This is a genomic window from Arthrobacter sp. NPDC093125, from assembly GCF_044754225.1.
GTDB lineage: Bacteria > Actinomycetota > Actinomycetes > Actinomycetales > Micrococcaceae > Arthrobacter.
Map to the genome: position 1 here is coordinate 17,997 of NZ_JBIVOQ010000018.1, position 23,271 is coordinate 41,267.

Below are 23,271 nucleotides of genomic sequence, written 5' to 3' on the forward strand. Positions count from 1 at the left end.
CCGGCGGATCCGGCAGGTTCCTTGCCGCGAATGCTCAGAGCCTACGGCGAACTCCGCGGCAGCACCATAGTCACGGGAACCCGGAATGTACAGAACTTTAAAGCGAACTTTAAAGAGACCCGCGAACCCCTATCAAAGCGGCGGCGGGTTGGGGCAACATGTGTAGTGCTCTGCCACTGCGCATGGCATCCACCACGTCCAGCCTTGAAGGAGAATCCCGTGCCCACCATCCTCAATCCGTACCTTGGCTTCCGTGACACCGCCCGTGAGGCCATGACTTTCTACCAGTCTGTTTTCGGCGGGGACCTGCAGCTAAGCACCTTCGGTGATTTCCACGCCAGCGAAGACCCGGCGGAAGCCGACAAGATCATGCACGGGATGCTGACCTCGGAAAAGGGCTTCGTGCTCATGGGCTCTGATACCCCGGACTCCATGGATTACTCGGCCGGGAGCAGCATTTCCATATCACTGAGCGGGGACGACGAAGCTGAACTGCGTGGCTACTACGAAAAACTGTCCGGCGACGGCGGCACCGTCACCGTCCCAATGGAGCCGGCGCCGTGGGGCGACATCTTCGGGATGTGCACGGATAAGTTTGGCGTCGCGTGGCTGGTCAATGTCAACGCGGCCCAGGTCAACGCAGCCCAGGCAGGTCCTGCTTCCTAGCCGCCAAGTAGGCGTTGAGGGGATCTTAGGAACCGGGCGGCGACCACACCCACGCGCGGATTTCGGGGAGGTCCTCGAAATGCTCACGGATGTAGTCCGCGTGCGCCTCCAGCTGCCGGCTGCAGTGCTCGGCGAGCTCCTCCATTCCCGGCAGCCGGCGGTGCATGCGGTGCAGTGCTTCAAGCGCGAGGTGGTACCGGCTCATCCGGTTGAGCACCACCATGTCGAAAGGCGTGGTGGTGGTGCCCTGCTGGCTGTACCCGCGCACGTGGAAACGTTCCGGGTTCGGGCGCCCGTGCAGCAGCTGGTGGAAAGAGCGGGCGTAACCGTGCCATGCCACCACCACCTCGCAGGTGTCTGTGAACAGCGAGGTGAACGTCCCGTCGTCGAGCCCGTGCGGGTGGACGTCCCGCGGCGGCAGCACCATGGCGTCCATGACGTTCACCACCCGGACCCGGGCGTCAGGGACATGGCGCTGCAGCAGCCAGGCCGCCGCCAGCATCTCTTCCGTGGGGATGTCTCCTGCGGAGGCAAGGACGATGTCCGGCGTCTCAAAGTTTGTCTCGTTGCCAGCCCACTCCCAGCGTGACGCGCCGGCCTCGGCGTGGGCACGCGCCTCCTGCAGCGTCAGGTATTGCGGATGCGCCTGCTTGTCCACCACAACGAGGTTGACGTAGTCGGTGCTGAGCAACGCGTGTTCCGCAGCCGCCAGCAGGGTGTTGGTGTCCGGCGGAAGGTAGATGCGGGTCACTTCACCCGAAAGGGACAGCACGGTGTCGATCAGGCCGGGTCCTTGGTGGCTGAAGCCGTTGTGGTCATTGCGCCAGCACGTGGAGGTCAGGAGGATGTTGAGGCTCGGAACGGGGGAGCGCCATTCCAGTTCGCGTGCGTGCTGCAGCCATTTGGCATGCTGCACCGTCATGGACGCGCTGACCATGGCGAACGCCTCGTAGCTGGCGAAGAAGCCGTGCCGCCCGGTCAGCAGGTAGCCCTCCAGCCAGCCCTGGCACAAGTGCTCGGAGAGGACTTCCATGACGCGCCCGTCTGGTGAAACGTGGTCGCTCGACCCGGCGGTGTCACCGGTTCCGGGCGGCAGCAGCAGGCAGCGGTCGCTCGCTTCGAAGACTGCCCCGAGGCGGTTGCTGTTGGTCTCGTCCGGGCAGAAGAGCCGGAACCTCGGATTGTCCTTCGTGTCCCGGTACAGGTCCCGGAACAGCTCGCCGAGTGGTTTCGTGGTCTCGCTGCTCGTCGAGCCGTGCTCGCCGGGGTCCACTGCGTACCGTTCCAGCTCGGGGATGACGAGCGGCACGGAGGGCCGGCCGTTGGCCGCAGGCACCGATCCCATCCGCAGCGGTCCTTCGGGGGCCAAAGCGGCCAGGTCGGGCTCCAGCCTGCCCCCGGCGTCGAACAGCGCCTCGGGCTCATAGGAACGCATCCACTGTTCGAGCAGTGCCAGGTGTTCCGGGTTGTCCTTCACTCCTGACAGCGGGACCTGGTGGGCGCGGAACGTTCCCTCCACTGCGCTGCCGTCCACGGTTTCGGGGCCGGTCCATCCTTTGGGAGTCCGCAGGATGATGGCAGGCCAGCGGGCGGCGGCAGCGACGCCGTTGCTGCGCGCAGCCTTCTGGATGCTGCGGATCCCGGCGTAGGCGCTGTCCATCGCCGAGGCCAGGTCCCGGTGGACCCGCTCCGGGTCGTCACCGGAGACCGTGACGGGAGCCCAGCCGTGGGCATGAAGCAGCGCCTCCACGTCGTCGTTGGACCGCCGGCCCAGGATTGTCGGGCCTGAGATTTTGTGCCCGTTCAGATGGAGCACCGGCAGGACGGCACCGTCCCTGCCGGGGTTAAGGAAGAAGGGTGCGTCCCAGGAGGCAGCGAGCGGACCTGTTTCGGCCTCGCCGTCGCCCACTACGCAGGCGGCAACCAGGTCCGGGTTGTCCATGACGGCGCCGGTCGCATGCATCAGCGAATATCCGAGCTCGCCGCCTTCGTGGATCGAGCCCGGGGTGGCCGGACCCACGTGGCTTCCCACTCCGCCGGGGGTGGAAAACTGGCGCGCCAGCCGCCGCAGGCCTTCCTCGTCCCGGCTGACCTTCGGATACAGCTCCGAATAGGTGCCTTCCAGGTACACGTTGGCCACGACAGCGGGGCCGCCATGGCCCGGACCGGCGAGGAACAGGACCTGTGCGCCGGTCCGTTTGATCAGCCGGTTCAGATGCACGTAGACCAGGGACAGCCCCGGGCCCGTTCCCCAGTGTCCGAGCAGGCGCGGTTTGATGTGCTCCGGCTTCAGGGGCTCCCGGAGCAGCGGGTTTTCCTGCAGGTAGATCTGCGCCACAGTCAGATAGTTTGCCGCGTTCCAGTACCTGTTCAGCAGCTCGAAATCTTCGGTCGCAGCAGCAGCGGCTGCCGGGTTGTCGCCCATGCCCTTGCCTCTCGTCGGATATGCTCCAGCGCTGACGGGCACAGTCTATCCGCAGGGCTGCACCCTGCCCTGGCCTTGCTGCCCCTGCCCGTCCTGGCCTTTCCCTCGCCTATGCGGCCCCCTTGCCCGGCCGCGCGACTGGTCCGTAGCGTTAGCCGCGGGAAGGACCAAGCATGAACAGTGACGAGGGAAGGAACAACGCAGCACCACGAGTCTCCCTCTACCTCGATGTGGACGGCGTGGTCTGCCCGTTCGGAGCGGCCGACAACACGCCGTGGGGCTCGGTCTGGAATTATGCGTTCGCTGGGATGCTTGAGGTGGCCTATGCCCCGGAGCTCGTGCAGGCCCTGAATGCGCTTGTGGGGATTCCGGACCTGCGATGCGTCTGGCTGACCAGCTGGGAGGAACTGGCGCCGGGGTTTCTGTGCCCGGCCACCGGCATCGACGGGGCAGAGTGGCCGGTGCTGACGGCCGGCGGTGCCGGCAGTGGAGCCGACTGGTGGAAACTCGAAGCCCTGCAGTCAGACCTTGAGGCCTCCGGCACAGAGCGCCTCATCTGGGCGGACGACCAGCTGGCTTTCGAGCGCCAGGCCCAGGCCTAGGCCAGGGTCCTTGGAGGTCGGGCGCTGCTCGTCTCGCCGGATCCGAGACGGGGCCTGACCCCTTTGGACATGGAAGCCATCCGGGTCTTCGCGGAGCAGCAGGTTTGATCTGCTGGACGTGGCGCGTACGATCTATAGGGTTTCAAACCCGTTCTGCAGCCACTGCAAGCCCAGCCGCGTGAATTATCAGTAAATAAGCGGTGAACTATGCTGTGCAGGGCAGTCGGGGGACATGTGGAACTGCTGATCGTCGACTCTGCAGATTGGGCAACAGGTGGATATCACCTTAATGGTGGCGCTGGTCATAGCACTGGCCTTATTTTTCGACTTCACCAATGGATTTCATGACACCGCGAACGCGATGGCCACGCCCATCGCCACCGGCGCCATCAAACCCAAGACGGCGGTTGCACTCGCAGCCGTCCTGAACCTGGTGGGCGCGTTCCTGTCCACGGAAGTGGCCAAGACGGTCTCCGGCGGCATCATCCGCGAGGGAAATGACGGGATTCAGATCACCCCGGACATTATTTTCGCCGGACTCATGGGCGCCATCCTGTGGAACATGATCACGTGGCTCAAGGGCCTGCCCTCGAGTTCGTCGCACGCCCTGTTCGGCGGGCTGATCGGTGCCGCGGTCGCCGGCATCGGCTTCCACTCCATCAACCTGGAGTCGCTGATGCAGAAAGTCATCCTGCCGGCGATCTTCGCGCCCCTCATTGCCGGCATCGTTGCATACGTCTGCACCCGCATCGCCTACGCCCTCACCTCCCGGCACGATCCGGAAACGGGCAGCAAGCTGACGCAGAAACGCGGCGGCTTCCGGACCGGCCAGATCTTCACCTCCAGCCTGGTGGCACTGGCCCACGGCACCAACGACGCCCAGAAGACCATGGGCATCATCACCCTGGTGCTGATCGCCGCCGGAACGCAGGAGCCGGGGTCAGGCCCGGAGTTCTGGGTCATCGCAGCCTGCGCGTTCGCCATCGCCATCGGAACCTACGCCGGCGGATGGCGCATCATCAGGACCATGGGCGCCGGGCTTACCGAGGTCAAGCCCGCACAGGGCTTCGCCGCGGAGACCAGCACCGCGTCCGCCATTCTCGCCTCCTCACACCTGGGCTTCGCCCTTTCCACCACGCAGGTGGCCTCCGGCTCTGTCATCGGTTCGGGAATGGGCCGCAGGGGCACGAGCGTCCGCTGGGCCATGGTGGGCCGCATCGTTGTCGGCTGGCTCTTCACCCTCCCGGCGGCGGGCATCGTCGGAGCGCTGACGGCGCTCCTGGTCAAGACCGGCGTCGTCGGCGTGGTCATCGCCGCAGTGGCCGGTACCGGAGCGGTGCTGTACATGTTCCTCGTGTCCCGCAAATCCGCTGTGGGCCACCACAACGCCGTCGAGGTGGAAGAAGCCGGGCAGGCAGTCCGCTTCGCAAAGAAGAAGGGCCTCGCCCGGTCACGCGCCGCGCGTGCCAAGGAGAACAAGTCGGAGGATACGCAGCGATGAAGTGGATGGAACTCCTGATCGTAGCCGGTGCCACGCTCACCGCCGCTGTGACCGTGGTGGTGCTCTACTCGCTCGGCGTCCGGCTGACCGCCATTGCCGGAGACCGCCAGGCTGCCGCCCCGCTGTGGGTCCGTTACCTGTCCTACGCCTGCTTCGGACTCTGCGGAGTCGCCGTGCTGTTCGGGCTGTACCTGATCATTCCCTACTTCAGCGGCTAGCTGACCGCACGACCTCTGGGAACCACCGGCGGGAGTCGCTAGGCTGGGCCCCATGTCAACTGTCCAGTACTACGTGGCGTCCTCCCTCGACGGGTTCATCGCAACAGCCGACGACGACCTTGCCTGGCTGCTGCAGTTCGACGGCTTCGAGGGCGGAAAAGAAAGCTACGACACCTTCATGGCCGGCGTGGGCTGCATCGTCATGGGCGGAAGCACCTACCAGTGGCTCATGGACCACGAGCCGGGAAACTGGCCGTATCCCGGTACCCCCTGCTGGGTCTTCACCCACCACGAATTCACCGCCCCGCCGGGTGCCGACGTCACGTTCGTCCGCGGTGACGTCAGCGAGTTCGCAAACGACTTCACCAGGGACGCCGCAGGGAAAAACGTCTGGGTGGTCGGAGGCGGTGACCTGGCCGCCCAGTTCGCCGACGCCGGTCTGCTGGACGAGCTCATCGTCTCGATCATCCCCGTCGTGCTGGGGCAGGGGAAGCGGCTGCTGCCGCTGAAGGGCCCGACGCCGCCGCTTGAGTTGGCGGACTCCCGCACCCAGGGCCGGGGGATCGTGGAGTTGCGATACCGTTTCGCGGGAACGGGCAGCACCCCCTAAGCCGCGGCTATGCGCCGATGTCCCGGATCAGGTTCGTGATCCGGGCGGTTGAGAGTCTGCGGCCCTGCTCGTCCGTCATCACAATCTCGTGGGTGGTCAGCGTCCGCCCAAGATGGATGGCGGTGCACGTTCCCGTCACGGTGCCTGATGCGACGGCGCGGTGGTGCGTCGCGCCCACTTCGATGCCCAGCGCCTGACGGCTCGGCCCGGCGTGCATCCCCGCAGCGAAGGATCCGAGGGTCTCGGCCAGCACCACATGGGCGCCTCCATGGAGGATGCCCGCTACTTGTGTGTTCCCTTCGACGGGCATGGTCGCCACCGTCCGCTCCGGGCTCATCTCCAGGAACCGGATTCCCATCTTCACCACCAGGGCGCCGATGCCGTACCCGGCAAGCCAGTCGTGCAGGTGCTCCGGCACCCCCGCAGCAAACAGTTCGTCCCTGAACTGCATTTCGACGGCGGTGCCGGCCTCGTCGTCGGAGTGCGCCTCGACGGCGGATCCGGCTTCCCCGGCAGGCTGGCCGGGCGTGAAATTGTCCATCATGGCAACTAGGCTGGCACCTGTGAGTGAAACAACCAAACCGGCCCCTTTCCCGTCTTCAACCGAAACTCTTCAGGACATCGCAGTGTCTACGCCTGCCGGCCCGTCGGTGTCGGCCACCGAGGCTCCGGTGATTCCCCTGACGGACCAGCCCCGGCTCCTGGTGCTGGACGGGCACTCCATGGCCTTCCGGGCCTTCTTCGCCCTCCCGGCCGACAAGTTCTCAACGACCAGGGGCCAGCACACCAACGCGATCCATGGCTTCACATCCATGCTGATCAACCTCATCAAGGAACAGAAGCCCACCCACATCGCCGTGGCCTTCGACGTCTCGGATGACACCACTCACCGCAAAGCCGAATACAGCGAGTACAAGGGCGGCCGCAACGAGACTCCCCGGGAGATGAGCGGGCAGATCGACCTCATCGACAAGGTGATGGGCGCCTGGGGCATCAAGACCATCAAGATGCCCGGTTACGAGGCGGACGACATCCTGGCCACACTGGCCGCCATGGGCGAAAAGGCCGGCTACGAGGTCCTGCTCGTCTCGGGTGACCGCGACGCCTTCCAGCTCATCACTGACAACGTCTTCGTGCTGTACCCCAGGAAGGGTGTCAGCGACATCCCGCGCATGGATGCCGCGGCCGTCCAGGAAAAGTACTTCGTCTCGCCCGGGCAGTACTCGGACCTCGCGGCGCTGGTGGGGGAGACCGCAGACAACCTCCCCGGCGTCCCCGGCGTCGGACCCAAAACGGCCGCCAAGTGGATCAACCTCTACGGCGGCCTGGAAGGCGTGCTGGAGCACCTCGACGCCATCGGCGGGAAGGTGGGCGACGCGCTGCGCGCCAACGTGGACGCGGTCAAGCGCAACCGCAAACTGAACAGGCTCCACACCGACCTTGACCTGCCGGTGACGCTGGACGAACTGGCGGACCCGCAGCCGGACCGCGAGGCACTCGAGGCGCTGTTTGAGGACCTTGAATTCAAGACCATCCGCGCCCGGCTGTTCGAGCTGTACGCCGCCGAGATCCCGGAAGCGGAACGCGAGACCCTGGCGAGCCGGGACTTCGCGACGTTGCAGGATGCCGAGGCGCTCCGGGCTTTCCTCGAGGCAGGGACGGGGCAACGGTCAGCCCTCGCCGTGGACGTGCTGCAGGGCAGGATCGGCGAGGACGCTGACGCCGTTGCGATCGTCCGGGATGACGCCGCGGCGTACATCGACCTCACCGCACTGGATGCCGACGCGGAGAACGTGCTGGTGCAATGGCTCCGGGATAAGGGTTCGCCGAAAGTCATGCACGGCTACAAGGCAGGGCTTAAGGCGCTGGCCAACCGCGGGCTTGGCCTGGAGGGCGTGGTGGATGACACCTCCATTTCCGGCTACCTCATCGAGCCCGACCGCCGCACGTACGAACTCGCGGAGCTGGCCCAGCACCACCTGAATATCCATGTCTCGCCGGAGGCCGCGAAGGCCGGCCAGCTGGAGCTGGCGTTCGACGACGACGCTGCCGCTGCATCGGGGGCGCTGGTCCAGGTGGCCGCCGTCGTCCATAAACTGAGCCGGTTCTTCGAGTCGGAAATGCAGGAACGCAAGGCCGAGGAGCTGCTGGCAACACTGGAGCTGCCGGTGAGCCGTGTCCTGGCCGACATGGAGCAGACCGGCATCGCTGTCTCCATGGAGCTAATGGACGAGCAGCTGGCGGATCTCGCAAGGGTCATCGACGACGCCCAGGAGCGCGCGTTCGCCGCCATCGGGCACGAGGTGAACCTCGGTTCGCCGAAGCAGCTGCAGACCGTCCTGTTCGATGAACTGCAGCTGCCGAAGACCAAAAAAATCAAGTCCGGCTACACCACGGACGCGGCCTCGCTGAAGAACCTGCTGGAGAAGACCGGGCACGAATTCCTGGTCCAGCTCATGGCGCACCGGGAATCGGCCAAGCTGCGGCAGATGGTGGAGACGCTCAAGAAGTCAGTGGCCGAGGACGGGCGCATCCACACCACCTATGCGCAGAACGTGGCGGCAACGGGGCGCATCTCCTCCAACAACCCCAACCTGCAGAACATCCCGATCCGCAGCGAGGAAGGCAGGCGGGTCCGGGGCATCTTCGTGGTCAGCGACGGGTACGAATGCCTGCTGTCCGCCGACTACTCGCAGATCGAAATGCGCATCATGGCGCACCTCTCCGGAGATGCCGGGCTGATCGAGGCCTACCGGCAGGGCGAAGACCTCCACCGGTTCGTGGGTTCGTCCATCTTCCACGTGCCGCCCGCTGAAGTCACCAGCGCGATGCGTTCCAAGGTCAAGGCCATGTCCTACGGCCTGGCCTACGGGCTGACTTCCTTCGGGCTGTCCAAACAGCTGGAAATCTCGGTTGACGAGGCCAGGACGCTGATGAAGAACTACTTCGACCGCTTCGGGGCCGTGCGCGATTACCTCCGGGGCGTGGTGGACCAGGCCAGGATCGACGGGTACACGGCCACCATCGAAGGCCGCCGCCGCTATCTGCCGGACCTCACCAGCACCAACCGGCAGCTCCGGGAGAACGCCGAGCGCATCGCCCTGAACTCGCCGATCCAGGGATCCGCGGCCGACATCATCAAGCGCGCCATGCTGGGCGTGCATTCCGAACTCGCCGCGCAGGGGCTGAAATCGCGCATGCTGCTGCAGGTGCACGACGAACTCGTCCTGGAGGTTGCCACCGGTGAACGCGAGGCTGTCGAGAAGCTTGTCACGGAGCAGATGGGGGCCGCGGCGCAGCTGAGCGTGCCCCTGGACGTCCAGATCGGCGTCGGAAGCAGCTGGTACGACGCCGGCCATTAAGGAAGACTGGCCACCAGAAAACGCGGCCACTAGATAACGCGGCACCGGAACCAGCAGCGCACAACGACGGGGGAGAAGTACGTGCCAGACACACAGGGGCCTGACCAGTACGTGCTCAGGAGGTTCCGGGCCGCGGAGAAAGACGGCGCCGATTACGACTCGGGCGCCGCCTGGATCCGGGCCGTGGGATTCGGTTTCCACGACAGCAGCCGCAATAACGGGTTCATCCGGAAGCTCATGGACATGTACCGGACGGATAACCGCGAGCTGACCGGTGTCTATCAGGCCGGGGACGTCGCGCCGCATTCCTTGGGAGCGGACATCCCGGTGGCCACATTCGCGACGCTGCGGAAGGACCTCAACGTCGGCTACGGCCGCCAGATTCCGGCGCAGCTCGTCACGTCCGTCACCGTGCGCGGCACGCACCGGCGGCGGGGCCTGCTGCGCCGGATGATGACGGAGGACCTCGCAGCCGCCCGGGCCGACGGCCTGGCCGTCGCGGCACTCACCGCTTCGGAAGGGTCCATCTACGGCCGGTTCGGCTACGGCGTGGCGACGTTCGAGCGCAGCATCAAAGTGGACACCGGGCCGAGGTTCCGTCTCCGCCACGCCGCGACGGGCACGGTGGAGATTGCGGACCGCAAGGTCCTCCTGGACCTGGCCCCGCACGTGTTCGGGCGGGTCCACCGGCTGACGCCCGGGTCCATCCTGCGGCAGGAGGCCTACCGCCAGACCGTGTCCGGCATGTGCGGCCGCGACGGCAGCGAGGATGAGTCCATCCGCTGTGCCCTGCACTACGACGCGGCCGGCGCCGTGGACGGCTACGTCTCCTACAAGTTCGCCGGGTGGGACAGCAAGCCCTACACGATTGAGGTTGTGGACCTTGTGGCGGCCACCGGTTCCGCCTACCTCGAGCTCTGGCAGTTCCTGGGAAGCATCGACCTGACTGAGCGGGTCAGCTGGGCCGACGCTCCCGTGGACGATCCGCTCACGTGGGCCCTGGAAGATCCGAGGCGTATCGAATCCTCGGACCACCGCGACATGCTCTGGCTCCGGATCCTGGACAGCGGCACAGCCCTCGCGGCGCGGCGCTATTCAGAGGATGGCGCCCTGACCCTTGAGGTTACCGATGCCCTGGGCATGGCCAACGGCACCTACGTCCTTCAGGTCAACGACGGGGAGGCCAGCGTGACCCCGGCTTCGGCAGGTGTGAGGCCGGAGTTGTCGCTGGACGTGGCGGAACTCGGGTCCATCTACCTCGGCGGAGTGTGTCCGGTGACACTCGCCACGGCCGGCCGGATAGCCGAGCACGTGCCAGGGGCGGCGCTGAAAGCACGCCTCATGTTCGCCGTCGAACGCTCACCGCACTGCCTGACGCACTTCTAGCGGGTAAAACTGCACTTCAGCGCCGCAACGCGCCGCCAGCGCTTTGACCGCCGTTCCCGCGAGCGACTAGAATAAACGGGCGTGTACTACGTGCACGCATCTCTAATCCACAAAATCAGGATGACCCGGCAGATTCATGTGACCTGCCGCTCGTTGCGCCTGCGTTCCATAACGCGGGGGCGATGGTTTGCCTGACCGACTAACTATCCACAACGGAGCCCCTACTACATGACCATCACCTCCACCGAGAAGCCCGGTACCCCCGTAGTCGCGATTAACGACATCGGTACCGCTGAGGACTTCCTCGCAGCTGTCGACGCCACCATCAAGTACTTCAACGACGGAGACCTCGTCGAGGGTACCGTCGTCAAGGTCGACCGCGACGAAGTTCTGCTCGACATCGGTTACAAGACCGAAGGTGTCATCCCCTCCCGCGAGCTTTCCATCAAGCACGACGTTGATCCCGGAGATGTTGTCTCCGTTGGCGATCAGGTCGAAGCCCTGGTGCTCACCAAGGAAGACAAAGAAGGCCGCCTGATCCTCTCCAAGAAGCGTGCTCAGTACGAGCGCGCCTGGGGCGACATCGAGAAGGTCAAGGAAGAAGACGGTGTTGTCACCGGTACCGTCATCGAGGTTGTCAAGGGTGGTCTTATCCTCGACATCGGTCTGCGCGGCTTCCTGCCGGCATCCCTCGTCGAGATGCGCCGCGTGCGCGACCTGGCTCCGTACATCGGTCAGCAGATCGAAGCCAAGATCATCGAGCTGGACAAGAACCGCAACAACGTTGTGCTGTCCCGCCGTGCATGGCTCGAGCAGACCCAGTCCGAGGTCCGCTCCACCTTCCTCAACAAGCTGGAAAAGGGCCAGGTCCGTCCCGGCGTCGTTTCCTCCATCGTCAACTTCGGTGCCTTCGTGGACCTGGGCGGCGTAGACGGTCTCGTCCACGTTTCCGAGCTGTCCTGGAAGCACATCGACCACCCGTCCGAGGTTGTCGAAGTTGGCCAGGAAGTCACCGTCGAGGTCCTCGAGGTCGACCTGGACCGCGAGCGCGTCTCCCTGTCGCTCAAGGCAACGCAGGAAGACCCGTGGCAGACCTTCGCCCGCACCCACGCCCTCGGCCAGGTTGTTCCGGGTAAGGTCACCAAGCTCGTTCCGTTCGGTGCGTTCGTCCGCGTCGAAGACGGCATCGAAGGCCTGGTTCACATCTCCGAGCTCGCTGTCCGCCACGTTGAGCTGGCTGAGCAGGTTGTCTCCGTTGGCGACGAGCTGTTCGTCAAGGTCATCGACATCGACCTCGAGCGCCGCCGCATCTCCCTCTCCCTCAAGCAGGCCAACGAGGGCGTGGACGCCGACAGCACCGAATTCGACCCGGCACTCTACGGCATGGCCGCCGAGTACGACGAAGAGGGCAACTACAAGTACCCGGAGGGCTTCGACCCGGAGTCCAACGAGTGGCTTGAAGGCTACGAGAACCAGCGCGCCGCCTGGGAGCAGCAGTACGCTGACGCCCAGACCCGTTGGGAAGCCCACAAGAAGCAGGTTGCCCAGCACGCTGCCGACGACGCTGCAGCTGCAACGTCCGGTGAGAGCGACTCCGGCACCACCAGCTACTCCTCCGAGCCGGCTGCCACCGAGACCGGTGCAGGCACGCTTGCTTCGGACGAGGCTCTTGCAGCACTGCGCGAGAAGCTGACCGGCAACTAATTGCCACAAGGCTAAATTGCCAACATAAAAGGTGGCCGTCCCCGGGAGGGGGCGGCCACCTTTTTGGTGCTCCGGGTGCGGAACTCCCGCTGCCTTGGAGTGGCAGGCAGTGTCAGGCGGTCTGCCCTGCGTGCTCGCCTTCGGCGATTTCCTCCAGCACCTTGTCGTTGAAGGCCGGGAGGTCGCCCGGCTTCCGGCTGGTCACCAGGCCCTGGTCCACCACTACCTGCTCGTCCGTCCAGTTGGCGCCGGCGTTCTTGAGGTCGGTCGCGAGCGTGTGGTACGATGTGAGGTTCCGGCCCTTGACCACGCCCGCATCAATCAGCAGCCACGGGCCGTGGCAGATCGCGGCCACGGGCTTGTGCTGCTCGAAGAAGCTCCGGGCGAAGTTTTGGGCGTCCTTGTCCACCCGCAGGTGGTCGGCGTTCACCACGCCGCCGGGAATCACCAGCGCGTGGAAGTCCGAGGCGTTGGCATCCGCCAGCGTTAGGTCGACGTCGAAGGTGTCGCCCTTGTCCACGCCTTCGAAGCCCTGGAGCTTGCCGCTCTTCGGCGCTACCAGGACCGGTTCTCCGCCGGCGTTCTTGACGGCGTCCCAGGGGCTGGTCAGTTCTACCTGCTCGACGCCGTCCGTCAGCAGGAAAGCCACCCTCTTGCCGGTGATGTTGTGCTCGGACATGTCTCCTCCTTTGCCTGCGAATGCCTTACAGCGTCCACACTAGGAAACGGAAAGTCCTAAGCAAGCTGATGATTGTTGCCCCGGCCGTCACGGTCAGAGGTCAACCCACTCGGTGCCTTCCGGCTCCAGGGCGGCCGCTCCGGCCGTTATGGCCGCGAGGTGGCCGGCGGCGTCGGCCAGCGCCGCGGGCGAATCCGGAAGGGCCAGCCGCAGGACCGCGGAGTTCGCCTCATACCCTGTCTCCGCCATGGCGTAGCCTGCGCTGCGCAGGTCATTTTCCAGGCGACCGGCCGCGGCGTGCGGCATCCTCACGGCACAGATCCTCAGGCGCCGGCGCTGCACCAGCGGGGACAGGGCCAGCGCGGTCGACACTGATTCCGAGTAGGCCCGCACCAGTCCGCCGGCACCCAGCAGCACCCCACCGAAATACCGCACGACGACGGCACTCACGTCGCTAAGGTCCGTGACCCCCGGGGCGGTTTCCCGCCGGAGCAGCGCCTCCAGCATGGGGACGCCGGCCGTGCCGGACGGCTCGCCGTCGTCACTGGAACGCTGGATGTCCCGGTCGGCACCCAGCACGAATGCGGAGCAGTGGTGCCGTGCATCGTGGAATTCCCGGCGCAGGTCCGCCACGAGGGCCCGGGCGCCTTCCTCGCTTTCGGCGCGGCGCAGCACGGTGATGAACCGCGACCGCTTGATCTCCAGCTCGTGGCGGAAGTCGGGGCCGGCGGCGAGGGTGGTGAAGGACAGCGTCCTGCTCTCTTGCTCTTGCACCGCCCAAGTCTAGTCCGGGCATGGGCCCACGCCGCGAGGGTTCCCTGGGCGACCGGAGCGAGGTCAGGGGAGAGGTGGGGACTAGTCTGGAGGGGTGCTGAAGATCGGGTTGACGGGCGGGATCGCCTCGGGGAAGTCAATGGCAGCGGTGCGCCTGAAGGAGCTGGGCGCGGTGCTCGTGGATGCTGACACGATAGCGCGTGAAGTCGTGGAGCCGGGCACGCCCGGGCTGGCCGCCGTGGCGCGGGCCTTCGGGGAGGAGATCCTCGACGCCGAGGGGCGGTTGGACAGGCCGCGTCTAGGTGCCATTGTCTTCCAGGATCCGGAGCGGCGTGCCGAGCTGAACGGCATTGTCCACCCCCTGGTCCGGCAGCGGGCCGCCGCGGTGATCTCCGCAGCCCCCGCCGACGCCGTCGTGGTACAGGACATCCCCCTCCTCGTCGAAACAGGGCAGCAAAGCAGCTTCCATCTCGTCGTGGTGGTCGACGCCGCGGCCGACGTGCGGGTCGAGCGGATGGTCCGGCATCGCGGCATGACCGCAGAGGAAGCCCGCTCGCGTATGGCCGCCCAGGCCTCGCGCGACGTCCGGTTGGCCGCCGCCGATGTGGTCCTGGACAACTCCGGTTCGCCGGACAACCTGCGCCTGGCGGTGGACAGACTCTGGGAGGACCGGCTGCTGCCCTTCGCCCGCAACCTCAGCGCATCCGCCGTCGCCGTCCGCCGCGGCGGGCCGGTGCTGGCCCCGCACGACCCCGACTGGGCGCGCCAGGCCTCCCTGCTGTCGGCGCGGCTGCGCGCCGCCGCACCGGAGGACATCCTCGCCGTTGACCATATCGGGTCCACCGCCGTGCCCGGACTTGACGCGAAAAACGTGATCGACCTCCAGCTCGCCGTGGCGGACCTGGAAACAGCGGACCGCATCGCCCCTCTGCTCGGGGCCGCAGGCTTCCCCGTCTGGCCCGGTATCCTCATGGACAGCCCCACGGCCAGCCGCCCCGATCGCGCCGCCTGGTCCAAGCGGCTGCATGGGAACGCGGATCCCGGACGGCCCGTGAACCTCCATGTCCGGGTCGCGGGTTCAGCCGGCTGGCGTTTCGCCCTGGGGTTCCGGGACTGGCTGACCGCTGTTCCGGCTGCCCGGGAGGCCTACGCGGGGGAAAAGCACCGCGTCGCGGCCCTTCATGCTGCAGACACGTCCACGGCCGGCTACGCGCAGGACAAGGAAGCCTGGTTCACGGTGACCGGCGGCCCCGGCATGGAGCAGTGGGCCGCAAGCAGCGGCTGGCAGCCGCCGTCGTACTCTGCTGCGGGCAGCACCTCCACCGGCGCTGCCGGTACAGCCCAAAGCTGAATCAGGGGAACCGGTCCGCGGCCCGCTGTAAATTAGATACATGAGTCTTGCGCAGGAGATCAACCGCGTCGTCGCGCCGTTCGAGGTCATCAGCGAGTTCAAGCCGGCCGGCGACCAGCCGGCGGCCATCGCGGAACTTACTGAACGAATCAAAAACGGCGAGAAGGACGTGGTGCTCCTCGGCGCTACGGGTACCGGAAAAAGCGCCACCACAGCCTGGCTGATCGAGCAGATCCAGCGGCCAACCCTGGTGATGGTGCAGAACAAGACGCTCGCCGCGCAGCTGGCCAACGAATTCCGCGAGCTGCTGCCAAACAACGCGGTGGAGTACTTCGTCTCCTATTACGACTACTACCAGCCCGAGGCGTACGTGGCGCAGACGGACACCTTCATTGAGAAGGACTCGTCCGTCAACGAGGAGGTGGAGCGCCTGCGCCACTCGGCCACGAACGCGCTGCTGACGCGGCGTGACGTGATAGTCGTGGCCACCGTTTCCTGCATTTACGGCCTTGGCACGCCGGAAGAGTACATCGCCGGGATGGTGACCCTCCGCAAGGGAGCGGAGATGAACCGCGACGATCTGCTCCGGAAATTCGTGTCGATGCAGTACACCCGGAATGATATGGACTTTCACCGCGGCACGTTCCGGGTTCGCGGCGACACTGTGGAAATCATTCCGATGTACGAAGAGCTTGCGATCCGGATCGAGTTCTTCGGCGACGAGATTGAGAACATCTATACGCTGCACCCGCTCACTGGGGAGGTAATCCGGGACGAGACCGAGATGTACGTCTTCCCGGCCTCGCATTACGTGGCCGGTCCGGAACGGATGAGCCGGGCGATCAAGCGAATCGAAGACGAACTTGCCGAGCGGCTCGCGGTGCTCGAGAGCCAGAACAAGCTGGTGGAGGCCCAGCGGCTCCGGATGCGCACCACTTACGACCTCGAGATGATGCAGCAGATGGGTTTCTGCAACGGCATCGAGAACTACTCATCACACATTGACGGCCGCGCCCGCGGAACCGCCCCGCACTGCCTCATCGACTACTTCCCGGACGACTTCCTGCTGGTCATTGATGAATCCCACGTTACCGTGCCCCAGATCGGGGCCATGTACGAGGGCGATATGTCCCGCAAGCGGAACCTGGTGGACCACGGCTTCCGGCTGCCTTCCGCGATGGACAACCGCCCGCTCAAGTGGGACGAGTTCCAGGACCGCGTGGGTCAAGCGGTCTACCTGTCGGCCACCCCGGGCAAGTACGAGCTCGGCAAGGCGGACGGCTTCGTCCAGCAGATCATCCGGCCCACCGGACTGATCGACCCCGAGGTGGTGGTCAAGCCCACCAAGGGCCAGATCGACGACCTCCTGGGTGAGATCAAGACCCGCACCGAGAAGAATGAACGCGTCCTGGTCACCACCCTCACTAAGCGGATGGCGGAGGACCTCACCGACTACCTCCTGGGCCACGGCATCAAGGTGCAGTACCTTCACTCGGACGTTGACACCCTCCGGCGGGTGGAGCTGCTGCGCGAGCTCCGGATGGGCGTCTTCGACGTCCTCGTGGGCATCAACTTGCTCCGCGAAGGCCTTGACCTGCCTGAGGTGTCCCTCGTGAGCATCCTCGACGCCGACAAGGAGGGGTTCCTCCGTTCCTCCACCTCCCTGATCCAGACCATCGGCCGCGCGGCGAGGAACGTGTCCGGGCAGGTGCACATGTACGCGGACCGCATCACCGACTCCATGGCGCATGCCATCGACGAGACCAACCGCCGGCGCGCCATCCAGGTCGCGTACAACACCGAAAACGGGGTGGATCCGCAGCCGCTGCGGAAGAAGATCGCCGATATCACCGACCAGATTGCCAAGGAGGACGCCGACACCCAGGAGCTGCTGAACAGCAACCGCCTGGCCAAGGGCGCCAAACGGGGCAAGTCGGCGGCCAAGGGTGCTGCCACCGTCCGGGCGGACGGCCTGGCCGCGGCACCTGCCGAGGACCTTGTGGGGCTGATCGAGCAGCTGACGGAGCAGATGCACGGCGCCGCCGCCGAGCTGCAGTTCGAGCTGGCCGCCCGGATCCGCGACGAAGTGAGCGAGCTGAAGAAGGAACTCCGCCAGATGCACGCAGCCGGCCACGCCTAGGCGCCTCATGCCCGTGTGCCGCCGGTCACAGTCGCGGCCGTCCGGTACCGGCGGTGCGGTCACGGACGCGGGCGGGTGCCGGCGTGCTGTAAAGTTGAGGTCAAGTAGGGGAGTATCCCGAGCGCTACGGACGTCAACACGCAGGGCACAGATGCCTTGCCGGGCGTAGCGGGCAACCACATCAGCACCAAGTGCACAGGTTCGCCGGAGAGACTTACACCAGTTTTTTGTACCCTGCGAAAGGTTAACTCTGTGCAGCTTCCCGTCTGGTTCGAGGTCGGCTCGTTCGTCGCCCTCGGCATCATCCTCCTGTTAGACCTGCTCCTGGTGGTGCGGCGTCCGCACGAACCCTCCATGAAGGAAGCCGGTTTGTGGGTCGCCTTCTATGTGGCTCTTGCCCTGGCCTTTGCCGGTGCGATGTTCGCGTTTGCGGGCCCGGAGTACGGCGGGCAGTTCGTTGCCGGCTGGGTGACCGAATACAGCCTCAGCATCGACAACCTCTTCGTCTTCATCATCATCATGGCGCGGTTCTCGGTGCCCCGTAAGTACCAGCAGGAAGTGCTGATGGTGGGCATCATCATCGCCCTCATCCTGCGCGGCATCTTCATCATGCTCGGCGCCATCGTCATCGAGCAGTTCAGCTGGGTCTTCTACATCTTCGGCGCCTTCCTGCTGTGGACTGCCTGGAAGCAGGCCAAGGACGAAGGCGAAGACGAGGAAGACAAGGAAAACGCGCTCATCGCGAAGATCCGCAAGGTCATCCCCATGTCGGAGAAGTTCGACGGCGGCAAGCTCCGCACAGTGGTTGACGGCAAGAAGGTCTTCACCCCCATGCTCATCGTGTTCGTCACGATTGGCATGACGGACCTGCTGTTCGCCGTGGACTCCATCCCCGCGATCTTCGGCCTCACGCAGAGCGCGTTCATCGTCTTCACCGCGAACATCTTCGCGCTCATGGGCCTGCGGCAGCTGTACTTCCTGCTCGGCGGCCTCATGAACCGCCTGGTCTACCTCAAGCATGCGCTGTCCATCATCCTGGCGTTCATCGGTGTGAAGCTGGTCCTGCACGCCATGCACGTCAACGAACTGCCGTTCATTAACGGCGGCCAGCACATCGAGTGGGCACCCGAGATCCCGACGTACGTCTCGCTTGCTGTCATCGTCGGCACCATCATCATCGCCGTGATCGCCAGCCTTATCAGCTCGGCTGCGCAGCAGGCCAAGCTGGATGCCCGCCTCGAGGAGGATGCGCGGAAGAGCCGGACCGGCGTCGACGCCGACGTCGAGTAGACGGAAGGCTTTCCCGGCTCCCGGCGGCGCCCTGCACGACTGCCTGACAGAAAACCCCGGCCACCTTGTGGCCGGGGCTTTCGTTTAATGCCGGGCCGGTAACCGGTTCCGGCGCCTGCCTCCGGGACTATGCTCGGAGGATGGCAACCACTTCCCGGACGGACCCGGATGTCCGCCTGGTGCAACGGCGTACCGTGGTGCTCCTGGGGTCCGCGCAGCTGTTCAGCGCTATCGGAACCGGGGCGACCGTCTCCATCGGTTCGCTGCTGGCCGTCGATTTGTCCGGTTCCGAGGCATGGGCCGGCTCAGTCGCCACCATGATGACGCTCGCGGCCGCGATGGCGGCGTTGCCGCTCGCCTCGCTTGCTGAACGGCGCGGACGCAGGATCAGCCTTGCCACGGGACTGGCCGCGGCCCTGGCCGGGGCCGTGCTCATCGTCGTGTCCGTGGTCTCCGGGGTCTTCGCGATCCTGGTCATTGGTGCCGCAGGCGTCGGGGTGGGGACTGCCGCGAACCTCCAGGCGCGGTTCGCCGCCGTCGACCTTGCGGACGCCGAACACCGCGGCCGCTCCCTGTCCGCCGTCGTCTGGGCCATCACCATCGGGGCCGTGGCCGGGCCCAACCTGATCCAGCCCGGCGCTGTGGTGGGCCAGAGCCTGGGGCTGCCGCCCATCGCCGGGCCGTTTGTCATCTCCGGCGCCGGGCTGGTGCTCGCCTGCGGCCTGCTCCTGGCCGGGCTACGCCCCGACCCGCTCCTTCTGGCCCGGCAGCTGGCCGGACCTCCCGCCGGACCTCCCGCCGGAGCCCAGCCGGCCGGTCCACCGACGGACAGTGTTGCTGGCGGACCGCCAGCGGGCGCAGCGCCTACCGGAGGTTCACTCGCCCGGGGATTGCGGGCCGTCCGCCATGCGCCGGCCGCGATCCTGGCGCTGGCCGCCGTCGTGGGTGCCCACGCGGTCATGGTGGGCGTCATGTCCATGACCCCGCTCCATCTGCAGGAGATCGTCGCCGGTCCGGGCAGCGTTCACGGCAGCCACACCGCGGGCAGCGATGTCCTGGTCATTATCGGTTTCACCATTTCGCTGCACATCGCAGGAATGTTTGCCCTCTCCCCGGTGATGGGCTGGCTGACGGACAAGCTGGGGCGGATCCAGACCATCGCCTTCGGCTTCGCCATCCTGACCGCTGCCGTGCTGGTGGCGGGTTTCGGGCAGACGTCGACGGCGGCCGTTGCCGTGGGCCTCGTGCTGCTGGGGGTGGGGTGGTCGGCGTCAACCATTGCAGGCTCGACGCTCCTGGCCGAGAGCGTCGCGCAGCAGGACAGGGTGGCCGTGCAGGGCGTTTCGGACATGCTGATGGGCGCGGCGGGCGCCGCGGGCGGTGCCGTCTCGGGCCTGGTGCTGAGCTGGGTGGGGTACCTCGGCCTCAATCTGGCCGGCGGCCTGCTGGGAGCGGGTGTCCTTGCGGCGGCGGTCGTTGTGTTGCTGGCCGCGCGGTCCCGGGAGGGACGGTCAGTTCCGGACTGACCGCACCATGCCCAGGAGCCGGCCAAAGATGGCTTCCCCGTCGTCGGCGATGCCGTCGTGGTGGAAGTCGGCCGTTTCCCACGCCTGCAGATTACGCACCGCTGCGGCAGTTGCGAGGGAAAGTCCGCGCTCAACGTAAATGTCGTTGGTGTAGACGGCGGCGGCGGCCGGCACTATGTTGGCGGCCAGCTGTGCCGGATCATACAGCGGTTTCCAGTCCATCTTGGCGGCCAGCAGCTCAGCTACTTCCTTCAGCGGCCGCAGCGCGTTGTCCTGGTCGAAGTACCACGGGTAGATCATTTCGCCGGTCAGGAGGATCTGCGGGGCGTCCGGGCTGAACTCCGGAAATTCCCGGAGGACCCGCCAGGCCGCCCAGTCCGTCGCCGGGCCCTGGGCGTAGATTGACTCATGCATCAGCGCGTACAGGGGGTTCGTGGCGCGGGAGACGTGCGGGCGGACCTGCTCGAGGAAGGTGTCAGACAGCCTGGGGCCCCGGGGAGTGTCCACGAAGGCGTCCTCCAGCAGGTTGTGCAGCCCGTCCACCCTCGTATTGCCGCCGAGGAAGGATCCCACCATCTGGAAGCGTTCCACCGTGAGGCGTTCTCCGCCGGGCAGGAATTCCTCGATGGTCCGGAGGTGCCGGACGATCCGGTCGACGGTTTCACGGTCTTCCGGATACCAGCCGAAGTATTCGGCATTGCGGGCGGCAACCCGTTTGAACGTCTCGCGGTACACCCGCTCCGCCGTGCCCTCCAGCGGGGCGAGTCCTCCGGTGATGAGCACTTCCCGCAGGCCTTCCGGCGCGAAGGAGAGGTACGTCAGTGCAATGAAGCCGCCGTAGCTCTGGCCGTAGATGGTCCACGGTTCCGACCCCAGTGCACGGCGGATCAGCTCGGCGTCGGCAACGATCGAATCGGCGCGGAAGTGTTCCAGATAGCGGGCCTGTGCCTCGGCGCCGCCGCGCAGCGGCAGCGTGTTGCGGTCCGCGGGGGAGGACAACCCGGTGCCCCGCTGGTCCAGCATGAGGATGCGGAAATCCTTGGCGGCGGCTTTGCTCCAGCCGCCCAGCGACATGAACCGGTTGCCGCGGCCGCCGGGGCCGCCCTGCAGGTACACAAGCCAGGGGAGCTGTTTCGCAGCAGTTTCAGTGTGCTCCGCCGACACGTATTCGCGCGCGAAAACCGTGATCGTCTCGGCGCCGGGATCCTCCGCGGAGCTGAAATGGTCCAGCGGGACCGTGAAGTAGTGCTCGGTCGTGCGCATCCCGCGAAACTCGTGCCTCCCGCGGACGGTGTGGACGGCGCGGTCGGTGCGAGGGACGGTGGTGGTGTGGACGGCGCTATGCGCCGCGAGGTCAGCCACGCGCCCCGGCCCCGCTGCGGGCTCCAAAGGCGGCGAGGGCGTCTCCGGTGAGGCGGAAGGTGGACCATTCCTCCATCGGGTTGGCTCCCAGCTTCCGGTAGAAGTCGATGGAGGGCTCGTTCCAATCCAGGACGCTCCACTCAACACGCGCGTAACCGCGGTCGACGGCGGTCGCTGCCAGGTGCTGCAGGAGGGCCTTTCCGTGTCCCTCGCCCCGGGCCTCGGGAGTGACGTAGAGATCCTCGAGATAGATGCCGTGCACACCTTCCCAGGTCGAGTAGTTCAGGAACCACAGCGCGAAGCCGCGGACCTGCCCTGCCTCGTTTTCCGCCATGTGGGCGAACACCCGGGGGCTCTCGCCGAAGAGCACGCTGTGCAACATCTCCGGCGTGTTGCGGACGGCGTCCGGTTCCTTCTCGTAGATGGCCAGTTCGTGGATCATCTGCAGGATTACAGGGACATCGGCGGGGGTGGCAGGACGGATAACACTCATGATCCGAGCTTACTGGGTGAACAGTCCAGCACTTGAGTTAGGCTCTCGATATACGCTCCGGCCGATCGACGAAGACGTCCTGATTTTGTCTGCCCGGGACGGCTTCTATAAGCCTGGCTGCGCAGAGTAGCGGGGCACCGGCAGTCCCGCCTGACCGAGCCTGACAGATAGGGGCCTGGTATGGACTTGTTTGAAACAATCATGTTTCCGTTCAAATGGTTTGTGTCCATCATCATGGTGGGCTTCCATGAGGGCATGAGTGCGCTTGGAATGCCGGCTGCCAGCGGCTGGACCTGGACATTGTCCATCATCGGCCTGGTGCTGGTCATCCGGGCAGCCCTCATTCCCGTCTTCGTCAAGCAGATCAAGGCCCAGCGCGGCATGCAGTTGCTGCAGCCGGACCTGAAGAAACTCCAGAACAAGTACAAGGGGAAGAAGGACCAGCTGTCCCGCCAGGCCATGGCGCAGGAACAGATGGCTATGTACAAGAAACACGGCACCAACCCGTTCTCGGCCTGTCTGCCCCTGCTGATCCAGATGCCGTTCTTCCTGGCACTGTTCACAGTCCTGTCCGGCATCACCTCGGCGCGCGACAAGGGACAAGGCATAGGTGCAATGAACCACGAGCAGGTTGTGCAGTTCGATGAGTCGAGTATCTTCGGTGCACCGCTGAACGCGGCCCTGCTGTACCACTCAGACGGCAACCTTGCAGTGATAGTCCTGACTATCCTGATGATCCTGGCTATGACGGCCTCGCAGTTCATCACGCAGAAGCAGATCATGGCCAAGAACATGTCCGAAGAGGCAATGGCCAGCCCGTACATGCGCCAGCAGAAGATGATGCTTTACATCCTGCCGATCGTCTTCGGCGTTGGCGGCATCAACTTCCCCATCGGTGTCCTGATCTACTGGACCACCACCAACCTCTGGACCATGGGTCAGCAGTTCTTCGTCATCCGCCGCATGCCCACGCCGGGATCGCCGGCCGCCAAGGCCCTCGCCGAGCGCCGGGCTGCCAAGGGACTCCCCGTACTGCCGATCCTCAGCGGAAAACGCGAAGGGGCCGGAGCCGCTCCCATCGTCGTCCAGCACAAGGGTCAGCGCGTCCAGCCACACCGCAAGCCCAGGAAGAAGAAATAGCCGGCGGATCCTGGCTGACCCGGCAGCGGGGAATGCTGGACA

The 23,271-nt window shown here is 65.7% G+C and carries 19 protein-coding genes; 13 read left to right on the forward strand and 6 right to left on the reverse strand.

What is annotated here, in order from left to right:
• The first annotated feature begins 219 nt into the window (after nt 1-219).
• Nucleotides 220-666, forward strand: a complete 447-nt coding sequence (locus ACIP9X_RS20440; protein ID WP_400481575.1) for a VOC family protein — start codon at nt 220-222, stop codon at nt 664-666.
• Nucleotides 667-691: 25 nt separating this feature from the next.
• On the opposite strand, the gene ACIP9X_RS20445 is transcribed toward ACIP9X_RS20440, so the two are convergent.
• Nucleotides 692-3,091: a phosphoketolase gene (locus ACIP9X_RS20445; protein WP_400481576.1), complete on the reverse strand. Its 2,400-nt coding sequence runs from the start codon at nt 3,089-3,091 to the stop codon at nt 692-694.
• 173 nt (nt 3,092-3,264) lie between these two features.
• Here ACIP9X_RS20445 and ACIP9X_RS20450 point away from each other — a divergent pair, with 173 nt between their 5' ends.
• From ACIP9X_RS20450 to ACIP9X_RS20465, 4 genes are all read left to right on the forward strand, one after another.
• Entirely contained in the window at nt 3,265-3,693 is a 429-nt protein-coding gene (locus ACIP9X_RS20450) for an HAD domain-containing protein (protein ID WP_400481577.1), read from the forward strand.
• Between the two features lie 274 nt (nt 3,694-3,967).
• The gene (locus tag ACIP9X_RS20455) at nt 3,968-5,194 is read left to right on the forward strand and encodes an anion permease (protein ID WP_400481578.1); all 1,227 of its coding nucleotides are present in this window, start codon (nt 3,968-3,970) and stop codon (nt 5,192-5,194) included.
• Nucleotides 5,191-5,412: a hypothetical protein gene (locus ACIP9X_RS20460; RefSeq protein WP_400481579.1), complete on the forward strand. Its 222-nt coding sequence runs from the start codon at nt 5,191-5,193 to the stop codon at nt 5,410-5,412. The genes ACIP9X_RS20455 and ACIP9X_RS20460 overlap by 4 nt, the downstream gene beginning before the upstream one ends.
• Before the next feature lie 52 nt (nt 5,413-5,464).
• The gene (locus ACIP9X_RS20465) at nt 5,465-6,022 is read left to right on the forward strand and encodes a dihydrofolate reductase family protein (RefSeq protein ID WP_400481580.1); all 558 of its coding nucleotides are present in this window, start codon (nt 5,465-5,467) and stop codon (nt 6,020-6,022) included.
• 7 nt (nt 6,023-6,029) lie between these two features.
• Here ACIP9X_RS20465 and ACIP9X_RS20470 read toward each other — a convergent pair whose 3' ends face one another.
• Entirely contained in the window at nt 6,030-6,566 is a 537-nt protein-coding gene (locus ACIP9X_RS20470; RefSeq protein ID WP_400481581.1) for a hotdog fold thioesterase, read from the reverse strand.
• Here ACIP9X_RS20470 and polA point away from each other — a divergent pair.
• From polA to rpsA, 3 genes are all read left to right on the forward strand, one after another.
• Nucleotides 6,565-9,384, forward strand: coding sequence for a DNA polymerase I (polA, locus tag ACIP9X_RS20475; RefSeq protein ID WP_400481582.1), 2,820 nt, complete (start codon nt 6,565-6,567; stop codon nt 9,382-9,384). The two genes, ACIP9X_RS20470 and polA, sit on opposite strands and share 2 nt — an antisense overlap.
• 81 nt (nt 9,385-9,465) lie before the next feature.
• Nucleotides 9,466-10,770, forward strand: coding sequence for a GNAT family N-acetyltransferase (locus ACIP9X_RS20480; protein WP_400481583.1), 1,305 nt, complete (start codon nt 9,466-9,468; stop codon nt 10,768-10,770).
• 228 nt (nt 10,771-10,998) lie between these two features.
• Nucleotides 10,999-12,474 (forward strand): 30S ribosomal protein S1, encoded by a 1,476-nt coding sequence (rpsA, locus tag ACIP9X_RS20485; protein ID WP_026537355.1) that lies wholly within the window; start codon nt 10,999-11,001, stop codon nt 12,472-12,474.
• 112 nt (nt 12,475-12,586) lie between these two features.
• Here rpsA and ACIP9X_RS20490 read toward each other — a convergent pair whose 3' ends face one another.
• Together ACIP9X_RS20490 and ACIP9X_RS20495 are read right to left on the reverse strand one after the other, a co-directional pair.
• The gene (locus ACIP9X_RS20490) at nt 12,587-13,153 is read right to left on the reverse strand and encodes a type 1 glutamine amidotransferase domain-containing protein (protein WP_400481584.1); all 567 of its coding nucleotides are present in this window, start codon (nt 13,151-13,153) and stop codon (nt 12,587-12,589) included.
• A 93-nt stretch (nt 13,154-13,246) separates the two neighbouring features.
• A complete protein-coding gene (locus tag ACIP9X_RS20495; RefSeq protein ID WP_400481585.1) occupies nt 13,247-13,927 on the reverse strand; it encodes an IMPACT family protein in 681 nt (226 codons plus the stop codon).
• A gap of 94 nt (nt 13,928-14,021) precedes the next feature.
• Between ACIP9X_RS20495 and coaE the strand changes: the two genes are divergently transcribed.
• The 4 genes from coaE (at nt 14,022) to ACIP9X_RS20515 (ending at nt 20,234) form a co-directional block, all read left to right on the forward strand.
• On the forward strand, nt 14,022-15,278 hold the full coding sequence (gene coaE, locus ACIP9X_RS20500; RefSeq protein WP_400481586.1) for a dephospho-CoA kinase: 1,257 nt from the start codon (nt 14,022-14,024) through the stop codon (nt 15,276-15,278).
• Between the two features lie 40 nt (nt 15,279-15,318).
• Complete coding sequence (gene uvrB / locus ACIP9X_RS20505; protein WP_400481587.1) at nt 15,319-17,418, forward strand: excinuclease ABC subunit UvrB; 2,100 nt, start codon at nt 15,319-15,321, stop codon at nt 17,416-17,418.
• Between the two features lie 252 nt (nt 17,419-17,670).
• Nucleotides 17,671-18,708, forward strand: coding sequence for a TerC family protein (locus ACIP9X_RS20510; RefSeq protein ID WP_400481588.1), 1,038 nt, complete (start codon nt 17,671-17,673; stop codon nt 18,706-18,708).
• 140 nt (nt 18,709-18,848) lie between these two features.
• Nucleotides 18,849-20,234, forward strand: coding sequence for an MFS transporter (locus tag ACIP9X_RS20515; protein ID WP_400481589.1), 1,386 nt, complete (start codon nt 18,849-18,851; stop codon nt 20,232-20,234).
• On the opposite strand, the gene ACIP9X_RS20520 is transcribed toward ACIP9X_RS20515, so the two are convergent.
• Nucleotides 20,220-21,497 carry an alpha/beta fold hydrolase gene (locus ACIP9X_RS20520; protein WP_400481614.1) on the reverse strand — a complete coding sequence of 426 codons (1,278 nt, stop codon included), beginning with the start codon at nt 21,495-21,497 and terminating at the stop codon, nt 20,220-20,222. The genes ACIP9X_RS20515 and ACIP9X_RS20520 overlap by 15 nt on opposite strands.
• A 91-nt stretch (nt 21,498-21,588) precedes the next feature.
• Entirely contained in the window at nt 21,589-22,089 is a 501-nt protein-coding gene (locus tag ACIP9X_RS20525; RefSeq protein ID WP_400481590.1) for a GNAT family N-acetyltransferase, read from the reverse strand.
• A gap of 180 nt (nt 22,090-22,269) precedes the next feature.
• Between ACIP9X_RS20525 and yidC the strand changes: the two genes are divergently transcribed.
• The gene (gene yidC, locus ACIP9X_RS20530) at nt 22,270-23,229 is read left to right on the forward strand and encodes a membrane protein insertase YidC (protein WP_400481591.1); all 960 of its coding nucleotides are present in this window, start codon (nt 22,270-22,272) and stop codon (nt 23,227-23,229) included.
• Nucleotides 23,230-23,271: the final 42 nt, after the last annotated feature.